Raw genomic sequence first — 16160 nt, forward strand, 5'->3', positions numbered from 1 at the left:
ATGGGCATGGCGCACGCCGTCGGCGGGGCGGCGCGCGCCGTCGGGCCGCCAGGCCAGGGCACAGCACCCGGTGACGGGGAGGAAGACGTGGGCAAGCCGAGCCGGACCACGCCGGCGAAAGGAACCTCGAACGAGACGGCGCCGAAGGGCGGTGCGGCACCCGAGCCCGATCACCGGGCCGACGGCGTCGGCTTCTTCCTCCTGGCGCTCGCCGTCGTGGTCGCCGCCCGGGAATGGTGGGGGATCGACGGCGCGTTCGGCGACGGGGTTCACGCGGTCGTGGCGGGCACGCTCGGGGTCGCCGGCGTCGCGCTCCCGGTCCTCCTGCTCTGGATCGCCCTGCGGATCATGCGGCACCCGGAACGGGCGCGCGCGAACGGAAGGGTGACGATCGGGCTGAGCTTCATCGTCGTCTCCGTGTGCGCCCTCGTACACATCAGCGCCGGGCTGCCGTCGCCGACGGACGGGTTCGGGCCCGTCCAGGACGCCGGCGGTGTGATCGGGTACCTCTTCGCCACCCCCGTCGTGACGGGCCTGACCCAGTGGTTCGCGGTGCCGCTCTACGTGCTCGCCACGTTCTTCGGCATCCTGATCGTCACGGCCACGCCCGTGCACCGTATCCCGGCCCGGCTGCTGGCGGTCTACGACCGCCTCACGGGCAACCACCGGCCCGACGAGACCGAGGGCTCCGGCGCGGGCGACGGAGCGCCGCCCGGCACGGGAACGCGCGCCGGCAGACGCCGCAAGCGCAAGGGGGCCAAGGGCTACGTGGGCGACGAGGCCTTCGAGAAGGCGGCCTATCTCGAGCCGGCCGACGACTCCGCGTCGTCCGGCTCGCCCGCCCGGCCCGACAGGCTCACCACCCAGCGCATTCCGACCGGCGAGGCCGCAGGCGCCAAGGGCGCCCCGGCGATCGGTCCCGGACTGCTCGACGACAAGCCGGCCGGGTCCCGGAAGAAGTCCGCGCCGAAGCCTCCCGCCACCCCGGACCCGATGCCGCGCGGCGAGCAGCCGATGTTCGACGGCGACACCGTCTACCTCCTTCCCGACGAGTCGCTGCTGGTCGAAGGGCCACCGCACAAGACCCGGTCGGCGGCGAACGACCGGGTGGTCGAGTCGCTCACCGGCGTCTTCGAGCAGTTCGGCGTCGACGCCCAGGTCACCGGCTTCACCCGGGGGCCGACCGTGACCCGGTACGAGGTCGAGGTGGGGCAGAAGACCAAGGTCGAGCGGATCACGTCCCTCTCGAACAACATCGCGTACGCCGTGGCGAGCGCGGACGTGCGGATCCTGTCGCCGATCCCGGGCAAGTCCGCGATCGGGATCGAGATCCCGAACGCCGACCGCGAGACCGTCGTGCTCGGTGACGTCCTGCGCTCCTCGGCGGCACGCCGCACCGAGCACCCCATGGTGATGGGGGTCGGCAAGGACGTCGAGGGCGGCTACGTCGTGGCCAACCTCGCCAAGATGCCGCACATCCTCGTCGCCGGTGCCACGGGCGCGGGCAAGTCGAGCTTCATCAACTCGATGATCACCTCGGTGCTCATGCGTGCCACGCCGGAGCAGGTGCGGCTCGTGCTCGTCGACCCGAAGCGCGTGGAACTGACGATCTACGAGGGCATCCCGCACCTCATCACGCCGATCATCACCAGCCCCAAGAAGGCCGCCGAGGCGCTCGAGTGGGTGGTCCGGGAGATGGACTCCCGCTACGACGACCTGGCGGAGTTCGGGTACAAGCACGTCGACGACTTCAACGCCGCCGTGCGGGCCGGCAAGGTCAAGCCGCTGCCCGGTTCCGAACGCAAGATCGCGCCGTACCCCTACCTGCTGGTCGTGGTCGACGAGCTCGCCGACCTCATGATGGTCGCGCCGCGGGACGTCGAGGCATCGATCCAGCGGATCACCCAGCTGGCCCGCGCGGCCGGCATCCACCTGGTCCTGGCCACGCAGCGCCCGTCCGTCGACGTCGTCACCGGCCTGATCAAGGCCAACGTGCCGTCACGGCTCGCGTTCGCGACGTCGTCGCTCGCCGACTCCCGCGTCGTGCTCGACCAGCCCGGCGCCGAGAAGCTCATCGGGCAGGGGGACGCGCTCTTCCTCCCCATGGGCGCCGCCAAGCCCATGCGCGTCCAGGGGGCCTGGGTCACCGAGTCCGAGGTGGAGGCGGTCACCGAGCACGTCAAGGCGCAGCTCAAGCCCGTGTACCGGGAGGACGTCGCCGCCCCGGCCTCCGCGAAGAAGCAGGTCGACGAGGACATCGGCGACGACCTCGACCTGCTGCTCCAGGCGGCCGAACTCGTCGTGACCACGCAGTTCGGCTCGACGTCGATGCTGCAGCGCAAGCTGCGCGTCGGCTTCGCCAAGGCGGGACGCCTCATGGACCTGCTGGAATCGCGGGAGATCGTGGGGCCGTCGGAGGGCTCCAAGGCCCGCGACGTGCTCGTCGCGGCGGACGACCTGCCCGCGGCGCTCGCCATCATCCGCGGGGAGTCGACGCGGCTCTACGACCAGGACGAGTCCGACCCCGACACGGGCGACGACGGTTCCGCGGTGCCGGGCGGCCCCGACGAGGGTGCGGAGGGCGGGACCGGGTATTCCTCCGGCGTGGTGCTTGCCGACGGCGAGGCCCGCTGACGGCGACGGCGCCGTGCCCGCCGCCGGGGGCGGTCCGCGGCGCGGGGCGCTTCCGGACGGCGCTGTGGCCCGGCAGGGACGGATTCGGGGAGCGCCCTGGTCGACGGTTAGGGTGGAGCAATGGTCAACGACGCGCCGTCGCCCTGGAACGTGGCGAACTACGTCACGATGGTCCGGATCGCGATGGTCCCGTTCTTCGCGTGGGCTCTCGTGGCCGACGGCGGCGAGTCCGTCACGTGGCGCATCGTGGCCACGATCATCTTCGTGGTCGCCGCCCTGTCCGACAAGGTGGACGGCTACCTGGCGCGCTCCCGGGGGCTGATCACGGATCTCGGCAAGATCCTCGACCCGATCGCCGACAAGCTTCTCGTCGGGGCGGCCCTGGTCCTGCTGTGGTGGCCGCTGGACGAGTTGCCCTGGTGGGTGCCCGTGGTCATCCTGGCGCGCGAGCTGGGCATCACGGTGATGCGCATGGCCGTGCTGAAGTACGCGGTGATGCCCGCGTCCCGTGGTGGGAAGCTGAAGACGGTGCTGCAGGCGGTGGCGATCACCGCGTTCCTCCTTCCGCATGCCGGTCTGCCGTGGCTGACGGCGATCGCCTGGGTCGTCATGGCGGCCGCGGTGGCGGTCACCGTGGTGACCGGCGTCGACTACGCCTACCAGGGGTGGAAGATCCGGCGGTCCGCCAGGCCGGCCTCACCGGCCCAGGCGTGAGCGGCTGGGCCGTGGGCACGTCGGGCGGGTCCGGGACCGCTGGTCCCGTTGACGTCGTCGATGTGGCCCGGGACCTGATCGGGAGACTCGGTGGCCATGGCTGGACGCTGGGTGTCGCCGAGTCGCTCACCGGTGGCGGGGTGACCTCCGCCCTGGTGGCGGTGCCCGGCGCGTCCGCGGTGCTGCGCGGCGGGATCGTGGCCTATGCGACGGCCCTCAAGTCGCAGCTTCTCGCGGTCGACGGCGGCCTGCTGGCCGCGCGCGGCGCGGTCGACCCGGACGTGGCGTCGCAGATGGCCGCGGGCGTGCGGGCGGTGACCGGGGCCGACGTCGGGCTCGCGACGACCGGGGTGGCGGGGCCGGAGCCGCAGGACGGGCAGCCACCGGGACTCGTCTACGTCGCGGTCAGCACTCCTGGCGGCGACCGCGTGCGGCGGCTCGACCTCACCGGATCGCGCCCGGCGGTGATCGCCGGGGCGACGGCGGGGGCGCTGGGACTGGCGCTCGAGGTCATCTCGGATTTGTCGTGACCCGTTGCCCAAGGGTGAAACTTCTTGGTCAATTCTTGCAAAACACTTGACGGGAGTGGCCTTCGGGAACAAGAGTCGGACCAGTGACGTTGGACCGGGCGTGATCGCGAACAAGCCGACGGGTCGGACCCGACGTCATGGCTCACCGAGGACGGGGTACCGTAGGACGAACCCCGGAGGAGGCGGGCACACGCGAAAGGCACGTGCGATCGTCTCCCGCGCCACGGGGGCGGACGCATCCGGCAACGAGACAGGCACGGGAAGGGGGCGCGAGATGGTCGTAATGCGGCAAGAGATCGGTGACGTGCTGAGAGATGTGCGTCAGCTCCAGGGGCGCACCCTGCGAGAGGTGTCCTCGGCGGCACGGGTGTCCCTCGGCTACCTCAGCGAGGTCGAGCGCGGTCAGAAGGAGGCGTCGTCCGAACTGCTGGCCTCGATCTGCGATGCCCTGGACGTGCCACTGTCACGCGTCCTGCGTGAGGTGAGCGACCGGGTCGCGGTCGCGGAAGGAATCCTCCCCCAGATCCCCGACACCATCCCTGCGGACTTCATGCAGGGCATGCTGGCTCGCTGCGACCGCTCCGCGACGAAGCGGGACATCGCACGCGAGGACCTGGCGCCGGTCGGCTGACCGGACGGGTCGTCCGCAGATTCGCGACGGGCGCACCACCCGCGGGTGGTGCGCCCGTCGCCGTGTCCCGGCAGACGCACGATCCCGGTGCCCTCAGGTTCACGACGGGGCCGCCCGGCACCTGCTCACGACGGAGCCGCCTGGCACGTCGGGCACCAGAACACCGGTCGTTCGAACGGTGGCTCGTTGGCCGTCCCGACGGCGATCGGCGTCCGGCAGCGTCGGCACGGCCGCCCCAGGTGCCCGTGCACGCCGGTCTCGACGGCGCCCAGACCGGCGCGGCGCGCGACCCGGATGCTGCGCCACATGAGCTCACGGGCCGTCAGGAGGAGGAACGCGGCAGCCTCCTCGTCGAGCGAGCCGGTGGGAGCCCACGGATGCAGGCGCCGGGCGAAGAGCGACTCCGCCATCCAGATGGTGCCGAGCCCGGCCACCGTGCGCTGATCGAGCAGCGCGTCGCACAGCGGGCGCCCGGGATCGCGGACGAGCCGGCCGACGCCGTCGGACAGGCGCGACCCGGGCGCGTCGGGCGCGAAGTCGTCGGCGAGGACGTCGGGGCCGAGTCCCGCCAGCACCCGTGGCTCGTCGCGGGTGGCGAGCAGGTCGAGCATCCCGAGCTGCCAGCCGGTGCACGTCCAGTGCCGGGTGGCGAGAACCGCGCGGATCGCCGGACTGCGAGCCGCCGCCCCCCGCGAGCCCGTGCGATCGACGCGCCAGCGCCCCTCCATGCGCAGGTGCGTGTGCAGGGTCCGGCCGTCGTCGAACCGTGTCAGCAGGTGCTTTCCGTAGGCGGCGGTGCCGAGCACCGTGGCACCCACCAGGTTCGCGGCGGCCGCGCTCGGCCACCGCAGCTCGGCCCGGGTCAGGACGTGGCCCGCCAGGGCGGCGTCGAGGCGCTCGGCGGTCACGCGCAGCGCGTCACCCTCGGGCATGCGCCACCCGCAGTCCGCGCGGCGTGACCGCGAAGCCGGCAGCGGTCAGCGCCTCGGCGACCGGGTGCCCGGACGTCGCGGCGTGGACGGCACCCACCCCGTCGAGTCGCTGCACCACCAGCCTGCCGGGCGTACCGGACGCGGCAGCCCTCGCCAGCCCGGCCGCCGCGGCGGCGAGACGCGGGGGATCCCGGTCGAACGACAGCATGCTGCGCCCGCCGCGTTCGACGTAGAGCACGAGGCTCCCCTCCACCAGCACGACCAGCGACCCCGCCTTGCGGCCGGGCCGGTGTGCTCCGGCGGGCCGGGCGGGTCTGCCGTCCGCCAGGGCGACGGCCGGCGTCGCCGGGACCGCGCCGGACGCGGCCCGGGCGCCATGGGCGGCGGCCGTCGTGGCGTGTCCCGTCGTGGCGTCGTTCGTGGTTCCGGACTCTGCCGTCCCGTCCTTTGTCGTCGCGGCCGGCCATGCCAGCGCGGCGCCGTACGGGTTGGCCGGGTCGGTCGCGGCGAGCACGACGGCGCCGGCCGGGCGGCCGTTCTCGATGCGGCGCGCACGGTCCTGGGCGTCGTGCCGCAGCCCGTCGACCGCGCCGGGAAGCGCGAACTGTGAACCGCCGAGATGCTCCACGAAGTACCCGCGGCGCACGCCGCCGCGCTGTTCCATCTCGGACAGCACCCGGTACACGTCCCGGTAGCCGCCCGTGACCCCCTCGGCGGCCGCGGCGGGCCGGGTGAGGACCCCGTGGCGGTCCAGCAGGACCTGCGCCAGGGCGTGGGCGCGGAGCGTCGGGTCCGTCTCCCGTGCCGGGAGGGCCGACCAGCGGCCACCGCCCCCGGGCGGGGTCCGCGCGGCGGAGAGCGCGGAGGCGGGCCGCCCCGGGGACATCGCGGGGGTGTGCAGCGCGAACCGGGAGCGGCGGACCGGCCGCGCCCGGTTGGGCCCGCGAGGTGCCCGGTGGGCGCCGCCGGCGCCGCCGAGGCGCTCCCGGAGCGCCCCGAGCCCGTCGTTCGTCACCAGGCCCGCCCACGCGAGATCCCAGAGCGCCTCCAGGACGGCGGTCGGTTCGGCGTCGGCCAGCTCGGCGATCCGCGGGAGGAAGTAGCCGCCCGAGCCGGTCAGGAGATCGAGCACCACGCGGTGCAGGGCGGTGTCCAGCGGGCCGTCCGGTTCGACGGGTGCGCTCGCCGGGAGGGTGAGCGGTGCGCCGTCGGCCAGGTGCAGGGAGACGAGGCCGTCACCCCCGCCCGATCCGGGCAGCCGCCCGTGGCCGCACCACAGGACCTCGCCGGCGGCGGTGAGCTCGTCGAGCAGGGTGGGGCGGTAGTCGGGCAGGCGCGCGGGCAGCACGAGCGTCTCCAGGGCCGACGCCGGGACCGCCGCGCCCGCGAGCTGCTCGACGACCTGCAGCAGCCCGTCCGTGCCCCGGAGGCCGCCAGCGCCGATGCCCTGCCAGCCGGGCAGGAACACGCCGAGCGATTCCTGCTCCACCGGTTCGACCTCGGCCCGCAGCGCGGCCAGGGACCGGCGGCGCAGGACGCGCAGGACCTCCGGGTCGCACCACTCGTCGCCGGTGCCGCCGAGCGTGTCGGGCAGCAGCCGGCCACGGACCACGCGCCCGGCCGCCTCGAGACGGGCCAGGGCCTCGGCGGCGACCGCCGGTCCGATGCCGAACCGGGCGGCGACGTCGTGCGTGGTGAATGGGCCGTGCGTGCGGGCATGCCGGCGCACCAGGTCGCCGAGAGGATCGGCGACGGGCTCGGTGAACGTCTCGGGGACGCCGGTGGGCAGCGCGACGCCGAGCGCGTCGCGCAGGCGGCCCGAGTCCTCGACGGCGGCCCATTGCTCGGCGTCGGAGCGCTGGGCGTCGGGCTGCTGTGTGGGCTGCCGGGTGTCGGGTAGCCGGGTGTCGGGTTGCCGGGTTCCGGGCACGGTGGCCCGTCCCGCGAGCCGGATCCGCACGACACGGCGCGCGCGTTCGAGATCCGCCAGCCACCCGGGAACGCCGGGGCGTTGTCCGGGGGCCGTGCGGGCCTCCAGGGCCCCGGCAGGATGCGGCCCCGTGCGACGCAGGAGGTCCCACAGCTCCTCGGCGTCCCGGGCCTGCCGGTCCGGGGCGAGGCCCTGCAGTTCGGCCTCCGTCCGCTGGATCGCGTCGGGATCGAGCAGGTCGGCGAGATCGGCGGAACGCTCCCCGAGCAGCTCGCTGAGCAGGTCGGGGTCGAGCGACAGCGCGGCGGCCCGGCGCTCGGCGAGCGGGGCGTCGCCGTCGTAGAGGAACTGCGCCGTGTACCCGACCAGGAGTGCCTGAGCGAACGGGGACGGCGACTCGGTGGTGGTCTCCACGACGCGTACCCGCCCCGCGGCGGCGTCGCGCATCAGGTCCGCCAGCGCGGCGACGTCGAAGTCGTCCTGCAGGCACTCGCGGGCTGCCTCCAGCACGATCGGGAACTCCGGGAACTCCGAGGCGACCTGCAGCAGCTGGGCCGACCGTTGACGCTGCTGCCACAACGGCTGCCGCTTGCCCGGGCGGCGCCGGGGGAGAAGCAGGGCCCGGGCGGCGGCCTCCCGGAACCGCGCGGCGAACATCACCGACGAGCCGAGCTCGTCGCGCACGGCACCGAACACCTCGTCCGGGTCGATGAGGAGATTCTCGAGCGAGACGCCCCCGTCGCCCCCGTGCCGCGAGAAGCCGTCCGGGGCCTCGTCATGCCCGTCGCCGGTGTCCGGCCCCGCGCCCGTCGTCCCGCGGCGCAGGTCCGGACCGGGCCCGCCGTCCCACGCGTCCCAGGAGCCACCGCTGTCCGGCAGCCGCAGCACGATGCCGTCGTCGGAGTGCATCGCGGCGACGTCGATGCCGAACCGGGCGCGCAGCCGCGCCGCCACCACGAGGGACCACGGCGCGTGCACGCGCGCGCCGAACGGCGAATGGATCACCAGACGCCAGTCGCCGAGCTCGTCCCGGAAGCGCTCGACGACGATCGTCCGGTCGTCCGGCACCCGGCCCGTGGCCTCGCGCTGCTGGACGAGATACGCGGCCAGGTTGTCGGCGGCCCACGGGTCGAGGCCGGCTTCCCGCAGCCGGGCGCGGCCGTGGCCGGGATCGGCGGCCAGCGCCGCGTCGGCCTGCCGGACGAACGCACCGACCGCACGGCCGAGCTCGGCGGGCCGGCCGGGAGTGTCACCCTTCCAGAACGGCAGGCGTCCCGGGAGGCCGGGGGCGGGGGAGACCAGCACACGATCGGGCGTGATGTCCTCGATCCGCCAGGTGCTCGACCCGAGCGTGAACGTGTCGCCCACCCGCGACTCGTACACCATCTCCTCGTCGAGCTCACCCACGCGCTTGCCCCCGCGCGGGGTCCCGTCACCGCCACCGCCGTCGTCCGTGGCGAGGAAGACCCCGTACTGCCCCCGGTCCGGGATGGTTCCGCCGCTCGTCGCCGCGAGGCGCAACGCGCCCCGCCGGCCCTGCAGCAGGCCCGTCGTGCGGTCCCAGGTGATGCGGGCACGCAGCTCGGCGAAGTCCTCGCTCGGATACCGCCCCGCCAGCATGTCGAGCACCGCGTGCCAGGTGGCGTCACCCAGGCCGGTGTACGGCGCGGCACGGCGCACGACGGCGAGCAGATCCTCCGCGTACCAGTCGTCCACCGCGAGCATCGCCACCACCTGCTGCGCCAGGACGTCGAGCGGGTTGGCCGGGACCCGGAGATGCTCGATCTCGCCCTCGCGCATACGCTGCGCGATCACCGTCGACGGCACCAGATCGCCCCGGAACATCGGGAAGATGACACCCTTCGACACGGCACCGACCTGATGCCCCGCGCGGCCGATCCGCTGCAGCCCGCTCGCCACCGACGGCGGCGAACCCACCTGCACCACCAGATCGACCGCTCCCATGTCGATACCGAGCTCCAGCGAACTCGTCGCGACCACGGCCGGCAACAGACCCGCCTTCAGCTCCGACTCCGTCTGCGTGCGCTCGTTCCGGCTCATCGAGCCGTGGTGCGCCCGCGCGATCACGGAAAGACCCTCCGGCGCGCCGGGTACCGCCTCCGGCATGCCCCGGCCCGGCGCGCCCCCGTCCGGCTCGGCCGGCCCGTGCCCAGCCCGCGACAGCGACCCGTTCCCGGCCCGCGCTGCCGGACCGTGTGCGGACCGCGCCGGAGGACCCGTCACTCCCGCCGCCGTACCCGACTGGCCCGGCACGGCAGCGGCCCAGGTCTCCGACGGATCGTCGAGACGAACACCCAGACGCTGCGCCCACACCTCGTTCATCCGGGCGGTCAGACGCTCGGCACCCCGGCGCGAGTTCGTGAACACCAGCGTCGAGGTATGGCCGGCCACGAGATCCACCACACGCTCCTCGACGTGCGGCCACACCGACGCACGCCGCAGTGGGCCGGTCGCCGCCCCGGTGAGATCGATCCCGCCCGGCCCCGACGCGGAGAGGTGGCCGGCGCCGGCCGCGTTCGCGCCGCCGGCGCTGTCCGCACTCGCGCCGCCGGTGTCGACCGTACTCGTGCCGCCGGCGCGGTCCGCATCGGCGCCGACAGTCTCCGCGCCGACAGCGTCCGCGGCGCTCGAGTACGGGTCGCTGGAGTACCGATCGGCCGCACCCGCGCCGACCACGTCCAGGCCCGGCGTCCCGATCGCGTCCAGGTCGGCCAGATCCGGAACCGGGACGACCACGTCGATGTCCCACTTCTTGTCCGCCGGCGGCTGCACCACGGACACCGCACGGGCGCCGCTGTCGTCCCGCCCGCCCCCCAGGAAACGCGCGACCGCATCGACCGGCCGGACCGTCGCCGACAGCCCGATCCGCTGGGCCGGGAGCTCCAGCAACTCGTCCAGCCGCTCCAGGCTGAGAGCCAGGTGCGCACCACGCTTCGTCCCCGCCACCGCGTGGATCTCGTCCACGATCACCGTCTCCACACCCGCCAGACCCGCCCGCGCCTGCGACGTGAGCACCAGGAACAACGACTCCGGCGTCGTGATGAGCACGTCCGGCGGCCGGGTCGCGAACGCGCGACGCTCCGCCTGCGGCGTGTCACCGGTCCGCACACCGACCGCGACGTCGTTCACCTCGAGGCGCTCGCGGACGGCGGCCTGCCGGATCCCGGCGAGCGGCGAGCGGAGGTTGCGCTGCACATCGGCCGCCAGCGCCTTGAGCGGCGAGACGTACAGGACGCGGCAGCGCCGGGCCGGATCCGCGGGCGGCTCGGTCGTCATGAGACGGTCGATCGCCCAGAGGAACGCGGCGAGCGTCTTGCCCGACCCGGTCGGCGCGACGACGAGTGCGTGCTCGCCGCGCGCGACGGCGTCCCACGCGCCGGCCTGCGCGGCGGTCGGCCGCTCGAAGGCGCCGGTGAACCAGGCCCGGGTGGCGGGCCCGAACGCGGGAAGTGGATCGGTCATGCGGCCATTCTGGTCCGGGACACTGACATCGACGAGGGCGCGGCCACGGGAACGTAGGCTGGCCGGGTGCGGCACAGCGACTTCCAGCGGTTGGTGGACGAGGTCTTCGGCTCGGCGTACGGGCGCGTCCTGGTACGGGAGCAGGTGCTGCCGAGGCTGGGGAACCGGACGGCCCAGGAGGCCCTCACGGCCGGGTTCGAGCCGCGCGACGTGTGGCACGCGCTGTGCGACGCGCTCGACGTGCCTGAGCCCGAGCGCTGGGGCGCCGACGAGCACCGGCAGGCCCCGCCCCGGCGGTAGGACGCTCGGATCTTCCGTCGCGTGCCGGTGTGTCGCCATTGCATCGAACAGACGTTCGTCTAGACTCTGACCACAGGCACGGATTCCGGAACCCTGTCGACAGGCAGGGGCCGGAGAAGGCGTTCGTGTCAGTGGGTCCGCGTACCGTCGCTCCTGACGTCCCGGGTACACCCGGAGGACCCATCCGGACCGGCGCACAGGGCGCCCCGAGATCAGAAGGTGGACACATGCCAGCACCGGCAGACCGCGAGAAGGCCCTCGAGGCAGCTCTCGCCCAGATCGACCGCAGCTTCGGCAAGGGCTCGGTCATGCGCCTCGGGGACGAGACCCGCGCGCCCGTCGAGGTCGTCCCCACCGGTTCCATCGCGCTGGACGTGGCGCTCGGGATCGGTGGCCTGCCCCGCGGCCGCATCGTCGAGGTGTACGGACCGGAGTCGTCGGGCAAGACGACGATCGCGCTCCACGCCGTCGCCAACGCGCAGAGGGCCGGGGGGATCGCCGCCTTCGTCGACGCCGAGCACGCCCTGGACCCCGACTACGCGAAGAAGCTCGGTGTCGACACCGACGCACTCCTCGTCTCGCAGCCGGACACCGGCGAGCAGGCACTGGAGATCGCGGACATGCTGATCCGCTCCGGCGCCCTGGACATCATCGTCATCGACTCCGTCGCGGCCCTGACCCCGAAGGCCGAGATCGAGGGCGAGATGGGCGACAGCCACGTCGGTCTCCAGGCCCGCCTCATGTCGCAGGCCCTGCGCAAGATCACAGGCGCCCTCAACGCCTCGGGCACGACCGCGATCTTCATCAACCAGCTCCGCGAAAAAATCGGAGTTTTCTTTGGATGTTTCAACTACTCCACGCGGGTAGTCCTCGCCGACGGCAGCACCGAGAAGATCGGCAAGATCGTCAACCAGAAGATGCCGGTCGAGGTCATGTCGTACGACCCCGAGACCAACCAGACGGTGCCGCGCAAGATCGTCAACTGGTTCGACAACGGTCCGGCCGAGCGATTCCTGCAGTTCACCGTCGAGAAGTCGGGCGGCAACGGGCGCGCGCAGTTCGCCGCCACGGAGAACCACCTGATCCGGACACCGGGCGGCTGGCGCGAAGCCGGCGAACTCGTGGCAGGGGACCGCGTGATGGTGGCGGAGGACGTACTGCTCTCGGACATGCAGTGGCAGTCGATCCTCGGTGGCCTCTTGGGAGACGGGCACCTCGCCCCGAACCGTCGAGACCGTCGTGGTGTGCGCTACCGCATGGGACACGGTCCCAAGCAGGTCGAGTACGTGGACTGGAAGGCGTCACTGCTCGGCAACATCAAGCAGTCACGGACCGTCCGGGAGAGCGGTTCGGTGCACGTGGACATCACACCGCTTCCGGAGCTGGCCGAACTCCGCGAGGTCGTGTACTTCGGAGGCGGCAAGAAGCACATCACCGAGGAGTACCTCAAAGCGCTGACGCCACTGGCGCTTGCGGTCTGGTACATGGACGATGCGACGTTCCAGCTCCGTTCCAAGGGGATGCAGCAGCGCACCGCAGGGGGGAGCGGACGGGCCGAGATCTGCGTCGACGCCCTGAGCGAGGGCTCACGGGAGCGCCTCGTCGACTACCTGCGGGACACGCACGGGATCGATGTGAAGATGATCCAGCGAGGGCCGAACGAGCAGAAAGTGCTGATCTTCTCCACCGGCGGAACCGCGCGGTTCCAGGAGATCATCGCGCCGTACGTGCACCCGTCGATGGAGTACAAGCTGGCGCCGAAGTTCCGCGGAAGGTTCTCCGTCACGCCGGAGTTCGCCGAGCCGCGGACGGTTCCCGTCCCGTCTCGGGTCCTCGACATTCACGTGAAGCCCGAGACCAGGTCGATGGACCGTTTCGACATCGAGGTGGAGGGCAACCACAACTACTTCGTGGACGGCGTGATGGTGCACAACAGCCCTGAGACCACCACCGGTGGTAAGGCGCTGAAGTTCTACGCCTCGGTCCGCATGGACATCCGCCGGATCGAGACCCTCAAGGAGGGCACGGAGCCGGTCGGTAACCGTACCCGCGTGAAGGTCGTCAAGAACAAGATGGCCCCGCCCTTCAAGCAGGCCGAATTCGACATCCTCTACGGCGTCGGCATCTCCCGCGAGGGCGGGCTCATCGACATGGGCGTGGACCACGGGTTCGTGCGCAAGTCGGGCTCGTGGTTCACCTACGAGGGCGACCAGCTGGGCCAGGGCAAAGAGAACGCGCGCTCGTTCCTCCGCGACAACCCGGACCTCGCGGCCGAGCTGGAGAAGCGCATCAAGGAGAAGCTCGGTATCGGCCCGCGGGTCGACGCGCCCGTCGAAGGTGCCGCTGGCAGCGGCGACGCGAAGGATGCGGGCGGCGCAAGCGCCTCGGGGACGGTCGCCGCGGCCTCCTCCTCCGGCCGTGCGGCGGCCACAGCCAAGACGGGTGCGAAGACGACGGCCAAGTCGGCGTCCAAGACCGCCACGGCGACCAAGGCGACGCGGAGCCGTGGCACCAAGGCCAAGGAGACGGGCGGCGACGACACAGCCGGTTCCGCCGCCGAGGCCGCCGCTGCGAAGGCACCGTTCTGACGGTGCAGTACCGTGGTCAGGCGCCCGGTTCCGGCGTGGGGAAGCGTCGGAGCCGGGCACCACGGAAGTCCGTCGCGGAGCGTCTCGACGACGGCGAGATCACCCACGAGGAGGCCCGCGACGCGGCGCGGGAGGCACTCCTCCGGATCCTCACGGCCGCCCAGAAGTCGCGCCACGAGCTGGAGCAGGCGCTGGCCCGCAAGGGATTCCCGGAGTCGGTCGTGATTCCGCTCCTCGACCGTTTCGACGAGGTCGGTCTCGTCGACGACGCCGGGTACGCCGGCACGATCGTCCGCACCCGGCACGGCGAGCGAGGGCTCGCCCGCCGCGCCATCTCCGCGGAGCTGCGGCGCCGGGGGATCGACGAGGAGACCGCCACCGAGGCGCTCGACCAGATCGACGCCGACGACGAGCGCGTCGCCGGCGCCCGCCTCGCCGAGAAGCTGGTCGTGAAGACCCGCGGCAAGGACCGCGACGTGCGTGTCCGCCGCGCCGTGGGCTCGCTGGCCCGCAAGGGCTACGCGCCCGGCATGGCGTTCGAGCTGGTCCGGGAAGCCCTCGCCGCGGACGGCGAGGAGACGGACGACCTGCCGTACGCGGACTGAACGCCTGCCTCCCGAAGACGCGGTCTGACACGGTCTGCCGCAGCGCATGCATGATCGGTCCTGCTGTGAGTGATCGGCAGTTCATTCTGCCGATCACTCACGGCACGACCGACCACACGCGGTGGGCGGATGACCTCAGGACTCTCCGGCCCCGTCGCCGCCTCCGCCGTCGCCGTCCGCCGCTCCGCCCACGATCGGCGCGGCGCCGCCGGTGGCCCCGATGCCGACGGCGGCCGCGCCGGCGGCGGCCGGGGCCAGCGTCGGCCGGCCACGGCTCGACAGCCGCCGCGCGAGCCGGTTGGCCAGCAGCGTCAGCAGCAGGTTGATGATGATGAACAGCACGGCCGCGACGGTGAGCGCCTGCAAGCTGTTGATGGGTGGCGCGCTGCCGAAGATCTGGGCCGATCGCAGAAGCTCCGCATAGCCCAGGATCTGTCCGAGCGCCGAGTCCTTGAGCACGACCACGAGCTGCGAGAGCAGCGCCGGCAGCATCGCGACCAGCGCCTGCGGCAACTGGACCGACCGCAGCGTCTGCCCCGGCGTGAGCCCGACGGCGAGACCCGCCTCACCCTGTCCCTTCGGCAGGTTCCGCACGCCCGAGCGCACCAGCTCGGCGATCACGGACCCGTTGTACAGCACCAGCGCGGCGACGACCGCCATGAACAGCCGGTCCTCGATCCAGGGCATCGTCCGGGCGAGGAAGATGTTCAGGAAGATCATCAGCAGCAGGACCGGCACGGCGCGGAAGAACTCCACGACGGCGCCGGACACCGCCTTCACCACGCGGTTGTGCGAGAGCCGTCCCATGCCGAAGATCACGCCGAAGAGGACCGCCCCGACGGTCGCGAAGGCCGCGGATCGCAGCGTGTTCTGCAGGCCCGGCCAGACGTAGTAGAGCCAGAACTCGCTGCCGAACACCGGCCCCCAGAGCGTCCAGGACCACTGCCCCTTCAGGTGCAGCAGGTAGGCGACCCAGCCGGCCAGCGCCAGCAGGACGAGCGCTCCGAGGACGTTGAACACGGTCGTCAGCGCCCGTGCACGCGGCCCGGGAGCGTCGAAGAGGACGGACGCGCTCATCGCTTCACCGCCAGTCGCTCGGAGAGCCAGGTGGTCAGCAGCCCGACGGGGATGACGAGGATGATCCATCCGATGGCGAACACGCCGAAGATCTCCATCAGGTAGTTGGGGCTGAACTCGATGGCGACCTTCATCGTGGACGCCGTCTCCGTGGTCACGCTCGCCGCCGCGGCGACGGTCGAGTTCTTCATGAGGGCGATGAGCACGCTGCCCAGCGGAGCGATGGCGCCCCGGAACGCCTGCGGCAGGATGACCAGGCGGGCGGAGTCCATGAAGGGCAGGCCGATCGCGCGCGCGGCCTCGGCCTGTCCGATCGGCACGGTGTTCACACCCGAACGGATTGCCTCGCACACGAACGACGCGTGGTAGATCGCCAGGCCCAGCACGGCGAACCGGAAGTAGCTCTCGCTGAGGTTGGTCGACAGCTGCAGCGCGAGCTGGAACACGAGCGCCAGGATCATGAACGTCATGATGATCGTCAGCGGTGTGTTCCGGATGATGTTGACGTAGGCCGTGCCCACGAACCGCAGGCTGGCGATCGGGGAGATGCGCATGACGGCCAGCACCGTGCCCAGCGCGAGCGCGAGGAGGCCCGCCCAGAACGTCAGCTGGATGTTGACCCAGAACGCGCCGAGGACGTTGTACTCCTCGAACACCGTCCAGAGGCCGGACAGATAGTCGCCCACTCCTTGCCTTTCGGTGGTGATGTTGTGGCCGGACGGCGGTCCGGGTGGCC

The 16160-nt window shown here is 72.5% G+C and carries 11 protein-coding genes and 2 pseudogenes; 9 read left to right on the forward strand and 4 right to left on the reverse strand.

The window, feature by feature from the left end:
• From IIE03_RS02400 to IIE03_RS02415, 4 genes are all read left to right on the forward strand, one after another.
• Nucleotides 1-2634: FtsK/SpoIIIE family DNA translocase (locus tag IIE03_RS02400; protein ID WP_408632820.1), on the forward strand; the 2634-nt coding region annotated here is incomplete at its 5' end.
• Nucleotides 2635-2754: 120 nt separating this feature from the next.
• On the forward strand, nt 2755-3348 hold the full coding sequence (gene pgsA, locus IIE03_RS02405) for a CDP-diacylglycerol--glycerol-3-phosphate 3-phosphatidyltransferase (RefSeq protein WP_192861127.1): 594 nt from the start codon (nt 2755-2757) through the stop codon (nt 3346-3348).
• Nucleotides 3349-3410: 62 nt separating this feature from the next.
• Nucleotides 3411-3878, forward strand: a complete 468-nt coding sequence (locus IIE03_RS02410; protein ID WP_192861135.1) for a CinA family protein — start codon at nt 3411-3413, stop codon at nt 3876-3878.
• 274 nt (nt 3879-4152) lie between these two features.
• Complete coding sequence (locus IIE03_RS02415; RefSeq protein ID WP_192861128.1) at nt 4153-4509, forward strand: helix-turn-helix domain-containing protein; 357 nt, start codon at nt 4153-4155, stop codon at nt 4507-4509.
• Between the two features lie 125 nt (nt 4510-4634).
• Here IIE03_RS02415 and IIE03_RS02420 read toward each other — a convergent pair whose 3' ends face one another.
• Both IIE03_RS02420 and IIE03_RS02425 read right to left on the reverse strand, forming a co-directional pair.
• The gene (locus tag IIE03_RS02420) at nt 4635-5441 is read right to left on the reverse strand and encodes a DNA-formamidopyrimidine glycosylase family protein (RefSeq protein ID WP_192861129.1); all 807 of its coding nucleotides are present in this window, start codon (nt 5439-5441) and stop codon (nt 4635-4637) included.
• On the reverse strand, nt 5428-10854 hold the full coding sequence (locus IIE03_RS02425) for an Lhr family helicase (RefSeq protein ID WP_192861130.1): 5427 nt from the start codon (nt 10852-10854) through the stop codon (nt 5428-5430). Before IIE03_RS02425 ends, IIE03_RS02420 begins: the two co-directional genes overlap by 14 nt.
• Nucleotides 10855-10920: 66 nt before the next feature.
• Here IIE03_RS02425 and IIE03_RS02430 point away from each other — a divergent pair, with 66 nt between their 5' ends.
• From IIE03_RS02430 to IIE03_RS02440, 5 genes and pseudogenes are all read left to right on the forward strand, one after another.
• Entirely contained in the window at nt 10921-11154 is a 234-nt protein-coding gene (locus IIE03_RS02430) for a DUF3046 domain-containing protein (protein WP_192861131.1), read from the forward strand.
• 227 nt (nt 11155-11381) lie between these two features.
• A pseudogene (recA, locus tag IIE03_RS26580) lies at nt 11382-12233 on the forward strand (recombinase RecA); the annotation flags it as partial.
• A gap of 42 nt (nt 12234-12275) precedes the next feature.
• Nucleotides 12276-12845, forward strand: a pseudogene (locus IIE03_RS26585) (intein-containing recombinase RecA); the annotation flags it as partial.
• Between the two features lie 174 nt (nt 12846-13019).
• The gene (locus IIE03_RS26590) at nt 13020-13742 is read left to right on the forward strand and encodes a hypothetical protein (RefSeq protein ID WP_225997139.1); all 723 of its coding nucleotides are present in this window, start codon (nt 13020-13022) and stop codon (nt 13740-13742) included.
• 2 nt (nt 13743-13744) lie between these two features.
• Nucleotides 13745-14347 carry a regulatory protein RecX gene (locus IIE03_RS02440; RefSeq protein ID WP_318842756.1) on the forward strand — a complete coding sequence of 201 codons (603 nt, stop codon included), beginning with the start codon at nt 13745-13747 and terminating at the stop codon, nt 14345-14347.
• Nucleotides 14348-14482: 135 nt separating this feature from the next.
• On the opposite strand, the gene IIE03_RS02445 is transcribed toward IIE03_RS02440, so the two are convergent.
• On the reverse strand, nt 14483-15424 hold the full coding sequence (locus IIE03_RS02445; RefSeq protein WP_192861133.1) for an amino acid ABC transporter permease: 942 nt from the start codon (nt 15422-15424) through the stop codon (nt 14483-14485).
• A complete protein-coding gene (locus tag IIE03_RS02450) occupies nt 15421-16110 on the reverse strand; it encodes an amino acid ABC transporter permease (protein ID WP_192861137.1) in 690 nt (229 codons plus the stop codon). The genes IIE03_RS02445 and IIE03_RS02450 overlap by 4 nt, the downstream gene beginning before the upstream one ends.
• Nucleotides 16111-16160: the final 50 nt, after the last annotated feature.

The organism is Myceligenerans pegani, assembly GCF_014892515.1.
GTDB lineage: Bacteria > Actinomycetota > Actinomycetes > Actinomycetales > Cellulomonadaceae > Myceligenerans > Myceligenerans pegani.